We start from the raw sequence: 19,508 nt of genomic DNA, 5'->3' as shown, positions 1-19,508 counted from the left end.
CTATTTTCAGTATTTATTTATTCATGTACTTTATACAAAAATACTCCGAATAAATAAATGAAAATTCAGTCTCGTTATGATATGTAAGTAGGAGGACATCTATAAAAATGCAAAAAAAAGAAGGGCGAGCCCTTCTTTTTTCAAAAATTACTTCTTGTTTACGTTAGTAGCTTGAGGTCCACGGTTACCTTGTTCTACTTCGAAAGTAACGCCTTGCCTTTTTTCTAAAGTATTTATTGCTTGTTTTCGTTTGAGGTCCACGGTTACCTTGTTCTACTTCGAAAGTAACTTCTTGACCTTCTTCTAAAGTTTTGAAGCCTTCGCCTTGGATAGCTGAGAAATGAACGAATACGTCTTCTCCGCCTTCAACTTCGATGAAACCGAAACCTTTTTCTGAGTTAAACCATTTTACTTTACCGTTTTGCATGAAAAAAATCCTCCTACAATGTACCTATATGTACATATTCATTTTCAACCACCTTACAATAATAAGCCAGATATTAAAAAACTGCAACCCCTGAGGAGATTTAACATTGCTATCCTCCTCGGAAGTTACAGCTCATTTAAATCTCTATATTATTAAAAGTAAAATGGTTTAAATATACTATATCATATCAATATAATAAAAGTAAAGTTTTTTCTTAAATTATTTTTTGTTCCCACTGCATTGCTTTTAATTCGCCTGATCCGGCTACTACATAACCATCTTTTTGATTAACAATGCGCCATCCGTGCCCTTTAACTGAATCACATACTGTAACAATACCTTCGTCAAGAAGCACACGGCACACACTACTAATACCCGCCTTATTTTGTGTTGAAGTTGTATATAAAACATGTTGATCTACACTTAAGTCTAAATAACTACTTGCTTTCTGCTCACTTTGACATGTATGCCAATATATTTTTTCACTCGCAATACTTTCATCTATTTTACAATAAGAAATATTCCCGCTAACTCCCTTGCACGATCCACTTGCCGCTACTAAATAAGAATTGTGTAAAATCAACGCGGAGATCATTTGATTCATCGCAATTTTAATCCTCTTTAATTTAAGTGTCTTCAAATCAAAGAGCCAAACACCACCATATTTAGCATGTATTTTCGTACCAATAAATAAGTAATGCTTATATAAAAATAACGATCGAATAGACGGTGCCGCACTGCCATACTCAAGAAACGGATGAATAGTCTCCCATGTCGAACCGAAATTATTAGAAAGATACAGCGTTTTTTCTCCATGAGCAATGACAGTTCCTTGTACATTGCTACATACATTCCAACTCGTTGCTTTTGTTGGAAAACGCTGAATTGTCCAGTTCTCTCCACCATTCATACTACGAATAAAAATCCCTTCGTCACCTACACCATAAACTACATTATCTTCGCTATGTAAATCCCTAATTCGTTTTTGAAAACCATTTAAAATTCGTTTCCATTCTCCGTCTTGTTCAATAAATAAGCCATTATATGTAGTAGCTAACAACAGTTTTCCATCTCTTAACTTTGCAATAGCAGTTGCACTTAACATTGTCTCCACGTTGACACTCCCATTCTTAGAACTTCTCAGCAAATGCAATTGCAAAATTACTGCATTTTTCAACATCCTCTTCATCTTCTGGAGCTAATTCAATTTTCAGCCCTTCTTGTACAAGCTCTGCACCGCGTTCTACAAGACGTTCTTCAAATATCGTTACCGCTTCACAAAATAGTTCATACGCCGTATCACCTGATCCGAATACCGCTACCTTTTTCCCAGCTAAATCTATATTTTCTAAGTCCTCATGAAAATCTTCCGCTTCAAATGGTAATTCACCATCGCCCCACGTATAAGATCCTAAAATGATTCCATCATAAGCTAATAATTCTTCAGCATCCATGCCTTCCATTTCTTGCAATACTACTTCATGATCAAAAGTATCTAAACTAACTTTAATTAAATCAGCAATACTCTCTGTATTTCCTGACATACTTGCATAAGCTATTAAAATTTTTGCCACTTTGGCATCCCCCTCTAACAATAAATGATTCTCATTCTCATTATATTAATAATGATAATCAATTTCAATTTATTTTTTCTACTTTTATTTACATTACTTATTTCGAATAAAGTGAAACTTTAATGAGTGGGAGTTTTGTTCATCCCCCACTCATTATTAGTTGAACCAATCGGACTTTTACGGGCAGCAGGGCCCTCACCTAACTTCTTTGCTTCCACTGAATTTTGAGGTGGGGGGTCTTACTGCCCGGCAAATAGCGGGATAAATAAAAAAGCACAGATGACTATACAATCATCTGTGCTTTTTTATTACTTTTTAAAAATACCAAAAGGCTTTCCTACTGGTAAAACAACTTTTCCAAAGTGTGTATTTAACACTGCTGCTGCTGAACCGTAGAAAGATAATAATGAAATAAGAAGTTCAGAATATGCTGCTAAATTATGCATTGCGTGCGGCATAACACCTAAAGTACTTAATGAAAGACCAATAAATAAGAAATCAATAAGGACAAAGATCATAAATAATACTTTATGTGTTTCCATTGCACCAATCGTCATAAAGATTGTGAAAATCAAATATCCGATAAAGGCTACACCAAGCTGTTTTGAATCTGCAGCTTGTGCTAATTTTTCGCCAAATACTCCAAGTTGAATTAACCAAGTCATTCCAACACCTAACCAAAATAGGCCGTACGCACCAAATGCTGTCGTACCGAATGTATTGTTATGCTTTGCATCGTGAATGCAAGCAAAGATTTGTGCAAATCCTCCTAAAAAGATTGCCCATGGTAATACAAGTGAAACGCCATCTGTTAAGCCTAACTTTTGAGATGATGCTACAAGTGTTACCATTGCTAATCCAAATAGACCAATTCCAGATGGATCCGCTGTTGTCATTTTCACATGATGTGTAGTAGTTTGATTGCTCATATAAACCTCCTGATTATAAACATACTCGAATACAATACTTAAATCAGAAGCCTATGTCAATGGTTTTTTTTGTATGTTGTCAGACGTTATATTTTATAATGATTAAATATATTTCCGACCACTTCATAAGGTTTTATATTCACTTTTTCCAACTCGTTTATCGGTAGCCATAACGGAATATAACTTCCTCTACCTTCCCGCTGAAATTCCTCAGCTGTTCCACTTCCGAACACTCCGCCTGTAATATAGGCACCATAATAATATTCATTTCCTTTATATTTTACCTTTGCAATAAGGTGCTCCACTTTTATATGTAGCCCTAATTCTTCATATACCTCTCTTTTCGTTGCCTCTTCAGGCGTTTCACCTTCCTCAACCCCTCCGCCAGGAAAAACATAATATGTTTCCTCTTCTCGAATACGTTTTATAAGAGCAATTTTCCCTTCCTGTACAATGATAGCCGCCCCGCGATTTCTTATCATTTTATTTCCTCAATACGAATCGCGACTGTTCCCCACTCTTTTTCTTGTTCTTTCGTATATATTTTGTATGTACTTTCTAACATTTCCTCTAAACTATCATTCTCACAATCCAATAATTTTTTATCAATTTGTTCATACATAGATTTAAAGCTCTCGTATCGCTTTATTTCCGTTACTTTTACCGTCATCATTTCTGTCGTCGTAAGATTCGTAAATACGATTTCATCGCCTTTGTTTATTAGTTGACGTTTTTTATCGTATAGGCGTACTTCATATACTTTTTTTCCTGATTGAATTGACTGAAACGGTTTATTATATAAACCCATTTCGTATCGCATACATCCCACTCCCTTTTTTTCATTTCACCTATTAATACAGTTCACATTACTACATCTTGCATATAATATTCCATACGTATCGCTTAATTGAGAAAGGAGGCTGAAGAAGCATGTTATATTTAAATCAAAAACCTGAATATAATAAATATGATATTGGTGATTATACTTATAGTAAAGTAGGGCCAACCATTTTTTCTTGGAACGATGAAACAAAATTAAAAATAGGTAAGTTTTGTTCATTAGCAGAAGAAGTCGTTTTCATACTCGGCGGTGAACATCGCGCAGACTGGATAACAACTTATCCATTTAATGCACTTTTTGATGAAGGAGCACATATTACTGGTCACCCTTCTTCAAAAGGTGATATCGTAGTCGGCAATGATGTATGGATTGGTTATCAATCCTGCATTTTATCTGGTGTTACAATTGGTAACGGGGCCATTATCGGCGCCAGAAGCGTTGTTACAAAAGACGTACCCCCGTATGCAATTGTAGCTGGTAATCCTGCAAAATTTGTTCGATATCGTTTCCCACAAGAAACGATTGACAAACTAGAGAATCTCGCATGGTGGGACTGGGACATTTCTGTTATAAAAGGAGCCATTCCATTACTACTCTCCGACAAAATCGACGAATTTTTCACCTCACCCGAAAATGAATCTATATGATTAAAACAGAAAGAGCATCCAATTATTTTTCAGGATGCTCTTTCTGTTTTTATTTTTTATGTCCATGCAAATGATTACACGGAGAACATTGAAATGGAATTTTATCTAAGCAATTAAAGTTTGTTTCACAAATTTGTTCAATCGTTGGAACAAATGGAATGACAACTATGTTACTTTCTACTATTTGTGTAACAGGTGGCAATACTGTGCCTACTTGATGTTCAAAACGAATACTCGCTTGATTTATATAATTTCCTGAGCCATTTGGCGCGCTCTGTACTGCTACTTGGAACGAAACTGTCCTTGCTTCACCAGGATTTAAAATTCCGATAAGAAACCCTACTGCCGGGCTTACATTCGGCACTGGCCTATTATCAACCGTTACACTTCCAGGAACAAATCGAACACTACTATCTAACATATCTTGAAAACGAATATTTTGCATTACAGTATCACCCGTATTTGTGATGACTGTCGTAAACGTAATGACATCTCCAATTGTTGCTGCCTGTAAATCTGCCGTTTTTACGACTGTCGTTGAGACATTTTGAGGAATAAACGGGATAACAACTGTATTACTATCACCTTCAACTACTACTGGCGGCTCATTCGGATTTACAGTTGCGAGCCCATTCGCTGTAGCGGTATTTGTAACTAAATTATTTACTTGCCCTCCTGTTATTACAACTTGGAAATTAATAATTGCTGCATCATTTGGCTGAAAATCACCTAACGGAATACCAGTATTCGGATTAGCAAATGGAAGAGGTACATCATTTACCGTTACCGTACCATTTATAAATAGCGTATTCGGATCAATGATATCTGTTAACACAATATTGGTCACAGGAACTGTACTATCATTTATAACAGCGATTCCGTAAGTGACAACATCCCCTATCATTGCTACTTCAAAGTTTGCTCCTTTTGCAACAAATAAGATTGCAGTATTTACCGTTACAATAACTGTATTGCTCGTGTCCATCACTGTAACTGGCGGCTCTCCTGGTACTAAAATATATTCTGCTAACACTCCAGCAACGTTTACTACTGTTCCACCATCCGGAAAACTTGTAATCGTAGCTTCATATGTTACAAGTGCCGTCTCACCAACTGGTATATCAGGTATCGTAAATCCAATCTGCGGATTTAACCCCGGTTGCGGAACCCCATTTATCGTTACACTATTTGGAATGAAATCAGCTTCCTGAGATAGCACATCGATAAATTGAACATTCATTGCATCAGCAGTACCAGTATTTAATATACGAACAGTATACGTTACCGTTTCTCCTACACCAACAACTGAATGGTCTACTTCTTTTAGCATATCTAAGCTGCCTCTATTTACCGGCGTAACCGTCGTATTACTTGAATTTGTAATTGTAGACGGAGGTTCTCCTGGAATCAATTCGAAATCTCCCGTTACTCTTGCTGTATTCATAACGCTACTAGAAGGCGGAACTGCGATTACATTTACTTCAAATGTAATTAATACACTATCCCCTACTGCAAGATCAGGCAATGCAAAGCCTACAAATGGATCTAAACCTACTTGCGGAACCCCATTTATTTGTACACTTCCAGGAACGAATTCTAAACTAGGTGATGGAACATCGATAAACTGAACATTCGTTGCTGTTACCGTTCCCGTATTTGTAACTTGCACACTATACGTTAACGTATCTCCTAATCGTGTCGCTTCTTTATTTATAGATTTTATAACGCTGAATCGTCCTCTATTCACTCTAGTTATCGTCGTATTACTCGGCTCTGTTACTACAACTGGTAGTTCTCCTGGCACTAAAGTAAAGCTTCCTGTTATATTTGCAACGTTCGTAATTGTTCCTGATGACGGGATGTTTGTAACTGTCGCTTGAAACGTCACTATAACTGTTTCACCTACCGGTATATCTCCAACTCCAAATCCAGTAATTGGATTTAAGTTTGGTTGCGAGGCTCCATTTATCGTTACACTATTTGGTACAAATGACGCCCCTGCTGAAATGGTATCAACAAACTGAACAGCATTAGCTGTTACTGTTCCTGTATTCGTTATTTGAACCGTATACGTTAATATATCTCCAACGAGAGTAGCAACCCTATTTACTTGTTTAATAACATTAAATTGCCCTCTATTTACAGTTGTAAGTGTTGTATTGCTCGGCTCTGTTACTATAACTGGTGGTTCTCCTGGTACTAATACAAAACTTCCAGTTACATTTGCCGTATTGGCAATTGTTCCGTTTGATGGCGCACTAACAACGGTTACTTGGAAGGTGACTTCTACACTTTCACCTGGATTTATATCTGGAAGCGGGAATCCGTTATTCGGATTGAATCCAGGTTGTAACACACCATCTATCGTTACACTGTTCGGCACGAATGCTATAGAGGAAGGTAATACATCACTATATTGAACATTCGTTGCTGGCACTGTTCCTGTATTTTGAACTACTGTTGTATATGTGATTGTATCGCCTACTGCAACAACCGGCTGACCCACTGATTTTAAAACATTCAAACCAGGCTCATTGATTTCTGTTAATGTCGTATTACTTGTCGTTGTTTCCGTAATAGGCGGTTCTGTTTCACTTACAGCAAATGTAGCTGTAACGTCTACAAAATTAACAATCGTTCCACCTTCTGGTATGCTTGTAACCACTTCCTGATATGTGACAAGTACAAAATCATCGACAGGTATATCTGGAACTGTAAAACCAATGAAAGGATCTAATCCTGGTGCTGGTACCCCGTTTATGCTCACACTTCCTGGTACAAATGCTACACCCGCGGAAGTAGTATCGATAAATTGAACATTCGTCGCTGGCACTGTTCCGAAATTAAAAATCAATACATCATACGTTAATATTTCTCCTACCGTCGCTACTTCTTTATCTACTAGTTTCAATGGAAAAATGAACGCTATATTAATTGTCGTAACGACTAAATTTGTTAATATCGTTTCCGTAATCGGTGGTTCCTGCGGATTTGGTTGTGAAGTAAATGTAACATCTGCATCATTTAATATGACTTCATTATCTGGAATTTCTGTAATCGTCACTTGGAATGTGACCTCAATACTTCCACCAGCGATTAATAATGGAGTAACTGTAAATCCTATTTCTGGATTTAAACCAAGTTGCTGCACTCCACCTATCGTTACACTATTGTCAACAAACGTCGTTCCTTCTGGTATGACATCTTGGAAGAACACATCTGTAACAGGGATAATTCCTACGTTTGAAATGAGCACAGTATACGTTAATACATCCCCAACGGCCCCAGTTGCAACATCAACTGTTTTTGTTGCTGTTACTTCACCAGGAGGAGGTAACGGTATTGTAACTACCGTTGTATTACTTGAATTCGTGGTTGTTACAGGTGGTTGTAAAGGATTTAATAAGAAAGTGGCTGTAGCAGATGCTGTATTTAATACTGCTCCACGTGTAGACGGTGCAACTACCGTAACTTGGAACGTTACTGTCAATGATGTTCCAGCAGCAATATTAGGAAGCGGGAAACCAACATTTGGGTCAAATCCAGGTTGTAGCGTTCCATTTATCGTTACACTGTTTGCTACAAATGTTGTTTCTAAAGCAATTGGATCAAGGAAAGAGACATTCGTTGCTGTTACTGTACCGTTATTCCGAATGACAACAGAATACGTGTAAGTTTCTCCAAGTGCTGCTTGTTGTACAGATGAAGATTTTTGTATATTTAACTGTGCTGTGTTTACTTGCGTCACTACAAAATTACTATTTGTAACAGTCGTTATTGGAGGGTTTGCTGGATTTATAAGAAAACTTGCAGTAACGTTCGATTGGTTTCTTATATTTCCACCGCTCGGAACACTCGTCACTGTAACTTGAAACGTAATCGTAGCCGTTTGCCCGACCGGAATATTTGGTACCGGGAAACCTAGCATAGGATCCGCACCTTGCTGAACAACTCCATTTATCGTCACACTATTTGTTACAAACGCAGTACCAGACGGAATTGGATCTTGAAAAACAATATTTGTTGCAGGAACAGTTCCTGTATTTTGAATAAGAATCGTATACGTTAACGTATCTCCTACACCGGCTTGTGGTGTATTTACACTCTTCATTACATTAAGTGATCCCACATTCACTCGCGTCACAACAATATTACTAATCGTTACAATTGTAATTGGTGGCTGGAGAGGACTTACCTGGAAATCAGCAGTTACATTCGCATTATTCGGAAGAACTCTATTTGGTGGTACACTCGTGATTGCCACTTGAAAAGTGACCGTCACCATACCTCCTACTGGAATATTAGCAAGTGGAAATCCAATTGTCGGGTTTAAACCTGGTTGAGGTGTCCCGTTTATTGTTACACTATTCGCTACAAAAGTGGTTCCAACTGGAATCGGATCAAGGAATGATACATTTGTCGCTGTCACCGTTCCACTATTTTGTATACGAACTGTATACGTTAACGTATCTCCTACACCGGCTTCAGTAGCACTTACACTTTTCATTACATTTAACCCTGAAGAATTCACAATCGTCATAACAGTATTACTTGGTACTGTTACAGTAATCGGTGGCTCTGTTGGATTTACAAGGAAATCTCCAGTTACATTCCCATTATTTACGACATTATTCCCTTGGGGAATTTCATCAATTAATACTTCAAACGTAACAATAACACTCGCGCCAGTAGGCAAATCATTTAATGGGAATCCAAGTTCTGGATCTGCCCCTTCTTGTAAAACACCATTCACAACTACACTATTTTCAATAAATAATGTCCCTTGTGGAATTGAATCTTGGAAAAATACATTTGTAGCTGGTACACTACCTGCATTTATAACTTCGATTGTATATACTAAAATATCCCCTACAGTTGCAACAGCCGTATTCACTGATTTCACAACTTCAAAGTTCCCTGTTTGTACTGTCGTATTCACAACATTACTCGGAACATTGATGGTTACTGGTGGTTCACTCGGATTCACTTGAAAACTTGCTGTTACATTTGCTTGATTTAAAATATCTTCATTTTCTGGATCCTGTACAATTAATACGTCAAATGTGACTACAACTGTTTGAGCCGCAGGAATATTCGGAAGAGAAAATCCTGTATTCGGATTCAATCCACTTTGCGATACTCCATTAATTGTTACAGAATTTGCAACAAATGAAACAGCAGAAGAAATAGGGTCTTGGAAAAATACATTTGTTAACGGAACGTTTCCTGTATTTTGGACGGCAATTGTGTATGTTAAAGTATCCCCTACCGCCGCTTGCGTTGTATTCACTTCTTTTATTACATTTAAACCGCCTGTATTAACTTGTGTCACAACTGTATTCGTTTGTCTATTAATTGTTATCGGTGGCTGATTCGGAATAACGACGAAATTAGCAGACACATTTCCGCGATTCGCAATCGTACCTCCCGATGGTGTAGATGTAACTCGTACTCGAAATGTAACAGTCCTACTTCCGCCAGGAGATATATTAGCTACTGTAAACCCAGTTGCTGGATTTGCCCCAGGTTGTGAAACCCCGTCCACAGTCACACTATTTGCGATAAATGTCGTTCCAATTGGGATCGGATCTTGAAAAATAACGTTCGTCGCAAGTACATTTCCTGTATTTTCAATTGTAACAGTGTACGTAAGAACATCATTTACCGTCGCAAAAGCTCTATCCACTGTTTTTCTCGTTCTTATATCAGCTATGTTAACGGTCGTAACTACAGTGTTACTTGTCGCTTGCCCTGAAACTGGTTGTTGACCAGGCACTGGAGTAAAGGTAAATGTAGCACTTGCACGATTGGGAATTGGATTGACAAGAGGATTAGATGTTACTCGAACTTGAAAGCGCACTATAGTCGTTTGCGAAGCATTAATACTTCCAAGATTTATACTACTTGCTGGATTCGCTCCTGGGCGTGCTACTCCATTCACTGTAACGCTATTTGGAACAAATGTTGTTCCAGCAGGTATACTATCAACAAAAATAACATTGTTTGCAGTAACGTTCCCATTATTTGTGACATTAACTGTGTACGTTAATACATCATTAAGCGTTGCCGTCTGTAAATCTACAGATTTTTGCATACTTATAGTCGCTTGATTCACTGTCGTTTGTACTGTGTTTGAAGAAGACGTACTTGTAATAGGAGGACTACTAACGAAAGGACGGAATTGATATGACACCATTGCACGATTTGGAATAGGATTTGGGTTCGGAAACGATGTTATTCGTACTTGAAATGTAACAATTCTTTGCGTGTTATTTGGGATTGTGCCTAAATTAATTCCATTAGCAGGGTTCGCATTCGGCTGTGTTACTCCACCTACTGTTACACTACCTGTAACAAACGTCGTTCCGTTCGGAATACTGTCTTGTAATATAACATTTTCTGCACTTCCTGTACCTGTATTAGGAACTGTAATTGTGTAGGTAAGAATATCTCCAACTCCTGCAACTGTTCTATTGACCGATTTAACAGGATTAATAATTGGCCCCGTTGCATCAATTTGAACCCCAAAACCAGCTGCAGCGTATCCATCTCCATTAGTAACGAATCGAACCGTTGCTGATGTTTGATTGTTTACTAAAGATGAGGAGGCATCTACATTTGTAATATCCCACCCCTGTCTTCGGACGGCCAAAGCTATCCCTAACGGCTGATTCAAATCTCCAAACGTGCCACTCGTATCTAAATTTCCACTGTCATTACAAATTTGTGACTGAAAAAAATTATTCGCAGGATTTCTCGGTCCGAATAATGCAACTGTAGCATTTGCATTCGGTCCAAAGCGAAGTTGATCTCCAACAATGTTAGAATCACCTTCTTGAGCAGTTACGAGCACTCGTCCTGTTACAGCTCCTGTAGCTGGAGTAGCAAATCCTGAAATAGTGGCATCAACTGGTGGTGATGAAGCATCAATAATTTCTTGACCTGCATATACTGACAAATTTCGAAGTGGTAAATTGGCATTTTGATACACAACCTCAAGCGTCCATCCAGCTGAACGACTGATTGTTGGGTCGGCTGAAGTTCTTGCAGCTGGCACAGCACCCGTTGTATATGTTCCTGCTCCACCTGCACTAACAAGATTCGTTACATTGGCAGAGCGAGCATAATAAAACTGGTTTCCTACTGAACCTTGCTGCGCGGTAACAGGATCTGGCGTAACAGAAAACGTCCCTGCTGGCGTTGTAAATGTAATGTTATCATTTAAAAATGGTAACACATCTTCCGTATCAGTCCGGAACGTACCAGCCCAAACTAATTCTGCATATAACACACTGCTTCCCGCTGGAAGATTTAAAATTGCACTTGAAGAATTCAATTCCCATTCATCTGTTGTCCCTGCTGGGAATCCTGGTACTTGCAATGCTGTATTTACTGTCGTAAACACAGCAAGTGTACCAAAAATATTACCTGGTGCAGGTGATGTAGGACTAAGTCCCAGTGTATTCCCAGTGAACGTGACGGCACCAGGTACTGTTGTCGTAAAACGATTTATAAAAGGCACACAATCATCTCATTTCATTTATAGTAAAAAGTGCTCTATACTATAAAATGTAGACAACCTATGGGATGTACGTTGTCCAACAAAATTCCGCACATATGAGAGGAGTTTATAAAACTATGCGCTATGTTATTATAACAGGAACTTCACAAGGTTTAGGGGAAGCTATTGCCACGCAATTATTAGAAAAAAATACAACTGTCATCTCTATTTCTAGAAGAGAAAATAAAGAGCTTACTAAACTTGCAGAACAATATAACAGCAATTGCATTTTTCATTCCCTAGATCTTCAAGATGTACATAACTTAGAAACTAACTTTAAAGAGATCATTTCATCTATTAGAAAAGAAAATGTATCCTCTATTCATTTAATTAATAATGCGGGTACAGTTGCACCTATGAAGCCAATCGAAAAAGCTGAAAGCGAACAATTCATTACGAACGTTCACATTAATTTACTTGCACCTATGATTCTTACATCTACGTTTATGAAGCATACGAAAGGCTGGAAAGTAGATAAACGCGTTATTAACATTTCATCTGGTGCAGGAAAAAATCCTTACTTTGGCTGGGGCGCTTATTGCACAACGAAAGCTGGTGTAAATATGTTTACACAGTGCGTAGCAACTGAAGAAGTAGAAAAAGAATATCCAGTAAAAATCGTCGCTTTTGCACCTGGTGTTGTTGATACAAATATGCAATCACAAATTCGTGAAACAAATAAAGAAGATTTTATAAATTTGGACCGCTTCATTGCATTAAAAGAAGAAGGAAAACTATTATCACCTGAATATGTTGCGAAAGCTATTCGTAACTTACTAGAAACTGAGGACTTCCCTCAAGGCGAGGTTATTAGGATTGATGAATAATAAAAAGGCGTGCTATTTTAGCACACCTTTTTGTTCTACTTCTCTAAAAATATAAGCACAGACTCCGCAATTTGCTCATAACCGATTTCTTGATAAATTTTATTAGATGTCGGATTCGCTAGATCAGTATATAACGTAGTCGTCTTGTACCCTTCATCTAACATACGTTGACTAAGTGCCGCTACACAATTAGATGCGTATCCCTTTTTCCTTGCTTCTTTCGGCGTATATACAAAATTAACTGTTATATTATTTTTAGTTGGTCTCGTTTTTGCAGCTACAGAAACGAGTTTCCTATCCACTTCCAAACCAAACAGTCGATTTGTAGTTATTAATGTATGCGCAGTTTGTTTTGCTTCTTCTTTCGTAGTAGGAAGCTTTACATCTTCACAAAATTGATATATCCACTGTTCTATTAATGGTAATTCATCATTATTTACTGCCCGGAAAAGTCCGTTCGCATTACACCTCTTCTTTACTCTGTTCAGCTCATACACACCTTGCTCCATTGCAACATTCGTTTTCTTATTTTCTAATACCGCAATCTCTTCCGCTAATTTCTGTACAATTTTCTTATTACCGATCAATCCAGGAATATCCGGGTATACTTTCGTTAACTCTTTTGCAAGTTCCTCAATAGCTACTCCTGCGATTTCAGAAGTTGCAACAATGATTTGTTTCTTCTCTTCTGTTTGCAGAAATACAACGGCAATTTCTTCTCCTTGTTTCGCTATCCCCATAAATATCGGTTCCTGGACCATTTGTAATACACCTAATATGAGATTGTTTTCCTGCTCATTCTTTTCTAGAAATGTTGTAACATCTTCTTTAAAATGAAAAATCTCTTCATATACATATAATTGAATCATCGACAATCTCTTCTCTCTATTTATAGTTTCATAAAGTATTGGCGATTAATTCACTAAATTCCTCTTTTACGATTCAACAATATTCAAAGTTAATGAATTCAAATTCGTTTCAGCTTGTAAAATTCTTTGTTTTTCCCTTTCAAATACCTCTTCTTCATTTTGAAATGACTCTTTTCGATTTTTAATCATGCGCTCCATTTCTTTTTTACTCGGTCCACCGTATACATTTCTTTTTTGAATAAAAGCTTCTGGCGATACAATTTCTTCCCACTCTTTTTCTAATAAATGTATTTTAAACTTTTCTTGTAAGTATATATTTACATCTTTTAAATGTAATTCATGCAGCTCCTTTTGTTGCTCCAATGACATTTTCGCAATAACACTTGCTGCATGATGCGCCTGCCGAAATGGAATGTCATAATTTTTTGTTAAAACATCTGCGAAATCAGTTATCGTAATTGCATGTTTATAGGAACGACTTTTCAACGTTTCTTCTTCTACTTTCATCGTTCGAACAACTGCATTCATCATACAAAAAACACGAATGGTCTTTCCAATTCCTTTATATAAATACGGCTGCAAGTCATCTTCCGTATCGACAATATCACCAAATGGCGTATTATGGATCATTTGAAATACTGTAAATGCTTCTCCTAAAGCACCACTCGTAATTGCACGAGCGTGTTCAATTGAAACTGGATTTCGTTTTTGCGGCATTATACTACTGATTTGTACATATGGCTTTGCAACAGTAATACCGTCATATTCTTTCGTTGCTAACAACAAAAAGTCATGAATCCATCTACTCGTGTTCGTCATCATTACCATAAGTAGCGAGCTAACTTCCAATAAATAATCCGCCCCGGCAACAGCATCATATGAGTTCTCAATTACATTTGTAAATCCAAGTAGATGAGCAACTCGTTCTCGTTTAATCGGGAAACTTGTTGTAGAGAGTGCAGCCGCCCCCATTGGAGACTGATTTAAAAGTTGGTACGTTTTTTTCATTCGTTCTAAATCTCTTTGCATCGTATCATAAATTGCTAAAGTATAATGACCAAATGTTGTTGGCTGTGCTGGTTGTGTATGTGTATAAGCTGGCATAATCGTTTCCTTGTGATCATCGGCAAGTTGTAATATACTTTCTTGCAATAACAAATGATGCTCCATTAACCGTATTACATATCGCCTTAAACTCATGCGATACATCGTTACACCCATATCATTTCTACTCCTACCAATATGCATATTACTTACAAAATCGCATTTCGCTTCTTGAGAAATTAAATGTTCGACTAAAAAAAAGAGGTCTTCATGCTGCTCTGTATATACCAATTTATCTTTTGGTATTCGCTCTACTTTTCTAAGTGCGTTTAATATAACTTTAGCTTCTTCTATTTTCATTAAACTTTCTTCAGTCAACATCGTAATATGTGCTTTATGCACTTGAAACATATCTTTCAATAAGTAATTTCGTTGAAAATCAAATACATGTTGTAATACACAATCCACATATGTTTTTCCAGGGAAATCAGCGCCTTCACTCTTTATAAACTCTTCCTTACTCTGTTTCATCACCTTTTCCCCTCTCACCTAAGTATTACTACCCATCATACCCAGAGATAGAAAAAAAGTGCTTGTACATAAAAATAAACTCGGTGCTCTCTGCACCGAGTTTATTTAATAAAAGTCGCATCATACTTATCACTTTGCAACACTTGGAAATGTAAGTTTGCTAAATGCTTCCGTATTTCTGCACTATCGTCTTCATTTAAATTATTCGCTAAAAACACAATTTCTGTACAGTTTCCACGTTTATCCATAGCGTAAACTGCTTTTGTCACCGTCCATGGTGTGTAACCATTCTTTTGCCCAGCATGTCTAAATGTTTTACGGTATTTCTTGGCACTCATGTCTGTTTCAACGATATTTGCCCATACTTTTTCTTCAGCCTCTGTCAAGCCGCCTTTATGGTTTGCTTTTTGAAGTAATACCATATAATCATTTGCGGAAGCTGCTGGTAATCTATCTGACCAAATTTTGTCGTAACGTTCCTCTAAATAAAGCGGAATTTCCTTCTGTAATAATGGTCCCTTCTTCTTTAAGCGTTCATGAATATTCATCGCATATTCACGATATTGCTCTTGAGACATTTCTTTTAACTTTTTTTCTATTTTATATTTTGGAACATGCAATTCTTTATGCAAATATCCCGGGATATATAAAGATGAAACGATTGGAAATAGTGGTTGATGTGCAGGAAGTGATAAACTTTGTAAATTCCGATTAATGTTATCTAATCCTAACAATTCCATTAAGTATTCAGCATTCGCATTCGAACTAAACTTAACCATTCCTTTTGCCACTTCTTCTAAAGAAACCGCTCCTTCAGTTATCTTGCCTGTCTTCTCCAAATACTTTTGCCATCTATCTTGTGCACCCCCATCTGTATTCGGAACATAATAACGATTCACATCATTAATCGAAACGAAACTAGACGAATCAATTTTCCCTTCAGTAACTTGTTTCGTATATTCAAGCGCCACAATTAATTTCATCGTACTAGCGACTGGCAATACAACATTGGGATTTACAGAATAAACAACTTTATCATTTCTCTTTACTAGAAGTGCACTATTTTTTTCATCTTTATGTTCTTCAATAAAAGATGCAATATACTGTGCATCATCATTATTTGAACTCCATACTTTTTTCACTAAAAAGTTACCCGATATTAGCAAAACGAAAATACCCACAATTACTGCGCATACCATAGTTTTTTTCAAGTAAAATTCCTCTCCTATTGTATAACTCTTCTCTATTTATCATTAAAAAACAAAATAATGGAGATGGTCATTTGAATAACCATCTCCATTATTTTAACTTGTATACTCCTATTATGTCTACGTCATGATTTTCACAAAATCCTCAAGAAATTTTTTATAATGTAATGACCAACCAATTCGCACCCAATTTTTCAAGGCTTTTGCATCAGGTTGAGGACGGAAATCTGCAATACTTTCTCCTTTTGCAATTCCAGCTGTATCTACATCGACACGACGATATACATAATCTAAAAGGGATGGATTTGCCGCAACCATCATTGTAACGACGTCATGCACTGGACTTCCTTTTATTTTCGGATTTAACTTTCTATAAGCTTTATAATAATACGTAAATATCGGCTCGATTAACTTATTAAAACTCGTTTTAGAGTGTTTCGTAATATATTTTACCATTTCCGGTGTAATAATTGCTTCCGATGTAACGTTAAGTGGTACTAATGTCACATTTTTGGCATTTTGCATGACTAATTGTGACGCAATGGGATCACCATGAAAATTCGCCTCTGCGACTGGTGTTACATTGCCAGGCATTAAAAAAGCACCGCCCATTATATAATATTCTTTCACATACTTCATCATCGGCTTTTCTAAAATAAATGCTGTCGCTAACGTTGTTGATCTACCAGCATCGACTATTATTAATTCTCCTTTATATTTTTCAAGAAGATCAAAAAATGTACAAAAAGACTTTATATTTGGTGAAAAAGTTTTTGGAGGTTTAATTGGTCCTAAACCGTCTGCCCCATGAATTTCTGGATAATACGTCGTAACATCTCCGGATAAAGGGATTTTTGCACCATTAATAACAGGTATATCTTCCCGTCCTGCCATTTGCAGCAAATATGCGGCATTACTTGTCGCCTTTTCTTGTGTTACATTTCCATATCCCGTTACTACACCAACAATATCAATATCAGGATGCAACAATCCATACATAATTGCTAAAGAGTCATCAATTCCTGGGTCTCCTAAAAATAATACTTTTTTCATCGACCTCAACTCCATCCCCTCAATTGTTATTAATTTATGAATAACAATTGGTATACAGAATAAAAAAGAACAATTTCATACGAAAAAACGCAGTCCTATAAGGACTACGTTCTTCAGCTAACCTATACTGTTTTTTTTACAGCACTCATACTTCCAATAACATAAGCGATAAACGCAAAACAAATTGGGAAGACAACTGTATGTATACCGAACGGATTTGGATAGAAAAGATGAATACACATATATGAACCTACTCCAACGAAAATGGAAGCAAGCGCTCCTGTAGCATTTCCTTTCCTCCAATATAACCCTAATACGATTGGCCAAATGAATGCTGCTTCTAATCCACCGAAAGAAAATAAATTTAGCCATATTAAAAAATCTGGTGGTTTAATCGCCGCTGCATAAACGAGTAGTCCTACAATACCAGTAATCCACAAACTTCCTTTTTTTATCGTACTGTCTGCTGCATCTTTCTTTATGTAATTTACGTATATATCTTTAATAATTGACGAGCTTACAAGTAATAATAAAGAGTTTACTGTAGACATAATCGCTGCCATTGGTGCGGCTAAGAAAACTCCAGCTAACCACGGTGGCAACACTTCCATCGCAAGTAGCGGCATTACTTTATCTGGTACCGTTATACCTGGAAGTACTACTCTTGCAAATACACCTGTTAAATGCATACCGATCATAATTGTACCAACGACAACTGTTCCAATTATTAAAGCTTGGTGCATAGCTTTTGAATTTTTATAAGACATGGCACGCACGCTAATTTGCGGTAAACCTACAACGCCAATTCCAATTAAAATCCAAAATGATGTAACATATGATTTCGTTAAACTGCCATCTGCTCCGAATGGTGTAATTAAATTTGGATTAATTTGAACAAGTTCCTGCATAATCTTTTCAATTCCACCACCAGCAATGACAGTAGCAATTAAAATGATTGTCGTTCCAACTAACATAATGATTCCTAATAATGTATCTGATAGCGCGACTGCACGAAATCCACCAATTAATACGTACACAAGTACAGAAAAAGTAAATAAAAATAGTGCTGTTGTATACGATAGACCCGTTAGTGACTCAATTAATCGTCCACCGCCGACCCACTGGGCTACTGTCGCCGAAAATAAAAAGATAATAATACATAACGCAGAGAGTATAACAACTGCTTTATTATTGTATCTCCCTTTTAAATAATCGATAAGAGTAATTGCTTCCATCTTCCTAGCGATAATTGCAAACTTTTTACCGATAACCGTTAAAACGATATACCCTGTTACAACTTGAATCGCAGATAACAGTACCCATCCAAGCCCCATATTGTAAGCAATACCAGGGCCACCAATAAAGCTACTTGCACTACCGTACGTAGCAATCATTGTCATCGCTAATAATAAACCGCCTAGCTCACGCCCACCTAGAAAATATTCTTGTAAAAATTTATTATGAGCAGTTGCTTGCACGCGTCTTGAAGCATATACACCAATTAAAAATACAACGATAAACGAAATTATCATTGGAATGATTACATACCAATTCATCTATTATTCCTCACTTTTTTCTTCCTCATCGAGTGAAATATCTTGAAATACAAAACGAACAACTAAACTAAGTAAAATAACCATAACGATAAATCCAACGATACAGCTATAAAAAAACCATGCGGGAAAACCGAATACATATGTATATTCACTCGGATTTTTACTACCAAGCCCATAAGCGAATCCGTACCATATTATAAAATTAATAATAGCAAGTCCAAGACCAATTAACGCTTCTCTATGGGCTATTCGAAAGCGTGGATCATCATGATAATCTTTCATTTTTCCCCCTCCTCTCACGATGTATTATTGTACCATTGTTCTTCTAGTTTTTCCTACTAGAAAGCAAAAACAAGCAGGATTTTTTACAATCATATAGAAGGTTCTGTTACATTACATATTTTTTACAATTGTAACACAAATGAAATTTGAATTTTCAGT

The 19,508-nt window shown here is 36.9% G+C and carries 15 protein-coding genes and 1 pseudogene; 2 read left to right on the top strand and 14 right to left on the bottom strand.

The window, feature by feature from the left end; all coding sequences use genetic code 11:
* Positions 1 to 147: 147 nt before the first annotated feature.
* The 7 genes and pseudogenes from cspB to DN403_RS09105 form a co-directional block, all read right to left on the bottom strand.
* Positions 148 to 201: pseudogene (gene cspB / locus DN403_RS31695) on the bottom strand (cold shock-like protein CspB); the annotation flags it as partial.
* Positions 185 to 427, bottom strand: a complete 243-nt coding sequence (locus tag DN403_RS09130; RefSeq protein ID WP_255451867.1) for a cold-shock protein — start codon at positions 425 to 427, stop codon at positions 185 to 187. The gene DN403_RS09130 and the pseudogene cspB, both read right to left, overlap by 17 nt.
* 214 nt (positions 428 to 641) lie before the next feature.
* Positions 642 to 1,541 (bottom strand): WD40/YVTN/BNR-like repeat-containing protein, encoded by a 900-nt coding sequence (locus DN403_RS09125; protein ID WP_016077396.1) that lies wholly within the window; start codon positions 1,539 to 1,541, stop codon positions 642 to 644.
* Between the two features lie 16 nt (positions 1,542 to 1,557).
* Positions 1,558 to 2,001 (bottom strand): flavodoxin, encoded by a 444-nt coding sequence (locus DN403_RS09120; protein WP_017763491.1) that lies wholly within the window; start codon positions 1,999 to 2,001, stop codon positions 1,558 to 1,560.
* 308 nt (positions 2,002 to 2,309) lie between these two features.
* On the bottom strand, positions 2,310 to 2,930 hold the full coding sequence (locus DN403_RS09115) for an acetate uptake transporter (protein ID WP_000070938.1): 621 nt from the start codon (positions 2,928 to 2,930) through the stop codon (positions 2,310 to 2,312).
* Between the two features lie 86 nt (positions 2,931 to 3,016).
* Positions 3,017 to 3,412, bottom strand: coding sequence for an NUDIX hydrolase (locus tag DN403_RS09110; RefSeq protein WP_000620834.1), 396 nt, complete (start codon positions 3,410 to 3,412; stop codon positions 3,017 to 3,019).
* Positions 3,409 to 3,750 (bottom strand): ASCH domain-containing protein, encoded by a 342-nt coding sequence (locus DN403_RS09105; protein WP_001268365.1) that lies wholly within the window; start codon positions 3,748 to 3,750, stop codon positions 3,409 to 3,411. Before DN403_RS09105 ends, DN403_RS09110 begins: the two co-directional genes overlap by 4 nt.
* A gap of 110 nt (positions 3,751 to 3,860) precedes the next feature.
* Between DN403_RS09105 and DN403_RS09100 the strand changes: the two genes are divergently transcribed.
* Positions 3,861 to 4,418 carry a CatB-related O-acetyltransferase gene (locus DN403_RS09100; protein ID WP_000966308.1) on the top strand — a complete coding sequence of 186 codons (558 nt, stop codon included), beginning with the start codon at positions 3,861 to 3,863 and terminating at the stop codon, positions 4,416 to 4,418.
* A gap of 49 nt (positions 4,419 to 4,467) precedes the next feature.
* Here the strand turns inward: DN403_RS09100 and DN403_RS09095 are convergent, their stop codons facing one another.
* Positions 4,468 to 11,940 carry a DUF7507 domain-containing protein gene (locus tag DN403_RS09095; protein ID WP_149185400.1) on the bottom strand — a complete coding sequence of 2,491 codons (7,473 nt, stop codon included), beginning with the start codon at positions 11,938 to 11,940 and terminating at the stop codon, positions 4,468 to 4,470.
* Between the two features lie 116 nt (positions 11,941 to 12,056).
* On the opposite strand from DN403_RS09095, the gene DN403_RS09090 reads away from it, so the two are divergent.
* Positions 12,057 to 12,806 (top strand): (S)-benzoin forming benzil reductase, encoded by a 750-nt coding sequence (locus DN403_RS09090; protein WP_001271058.1) that lies wholly within the window; start codon positions 12,057 to 12,059, stop codon positions 12,804 to 12,806.
* Positions 12,807 to 12,841: 35 nt separating this feature from the next.
* On the opposite strand, the gene DN403_RS09085 is transcribed toward DN403_RS09090, so the two are convergent.
* The 6 genes from DN403_RS09085 to DN403_RS09060 form a co-directional block, all read right to left on the bottom strand.
* Positions 12,842 to 13,675 (bottom strand): GNAT family N-acetyltransferase, encoded by an 834-nt coding sequence (locus tag DN403_RS09085; protein WP_000615513.1) that lies wholly within the window; start codon positions 13,673 to 13,675, stop codon positions 12,842 to 12,844.
* Between the two features lie 66 nt (positions 13,676 to 13,741).
* Positions 13,742 to 15,250, bottom strand: a complete 1,509-nt coding sequence (gene argH, locus DN403_RS09080; RefSeq protein WP_149185399.1) for an argininosuccinate lyase — start codon at positions 15,248 to 15,250, stop codon at positions 13,742 to 13,744.
* A gap of 101 nt (positions 15,251 to 15,351) precedes the next feature.
* Positions 15,352 to 16,461, bottom strand: a complete 1,110-nt coding sequence (locus DN403_RS09075) for a serine hydrolase (protein WP_000753478.1) — start codon at positions 16,459 to 16,461, stop codon at positions 15,352 to 15,354.
* A 117-nt stretch (positions 16,462 to 16,578) separates the two neighbouring features.
* A complete protein-coding gene (locus tag DN403_RS09070) occupies positions 16,579 to 17,511 on the bottom strand; it encodes a nucleoside hydrolase (protein WP_000756467.1) in 933 nt (310 codons plus the stop codon).
* Positions 17,512 to 17,633: 122 nt separating this feature from the next.
* A complete protein-coding gene (panF, locus tag DN403_RS09065; RefSeq protein ID WP_001104822.1) occupies positions 17,634 to 19,067 on the bottom strand; it encodes a sodium/pantothenate symporter in 1,434 nt (477 codons plus the stop codon).
* Positions 19,068 to 19,070: 3 nt separating this feature from the next.
* Positions 19,071 to 19,349 carry a YhdT family protein gene (locus tag DN403_RS09060; RefSeq protein ID WP_000656241.1) on the bottom strand — a complete coding sequence of 93 codons (279 nt, stop codon included), beginning with the start codon at positions 19,347 to 19,349 and terminating at the stop codon, positions 19,071 to 19,073.
* Between the last annotated feature and the right edge of the window lie 159 nt (positions 19,350 to 19,508).

The organism is Bacillus sp. AY2-1, from assembly GCF_008368965.1.
GTDB lineage: Bacteria > Bacillota > Bacilli > Bacillales > Bacillaceae_G > Bacillus_A > Bacillus_A thuringiensis_S.
Note: the sequence above shows the minus strand (reverse complement) of the source record. Positions and strands in the feature narration are given on the sequence as shown.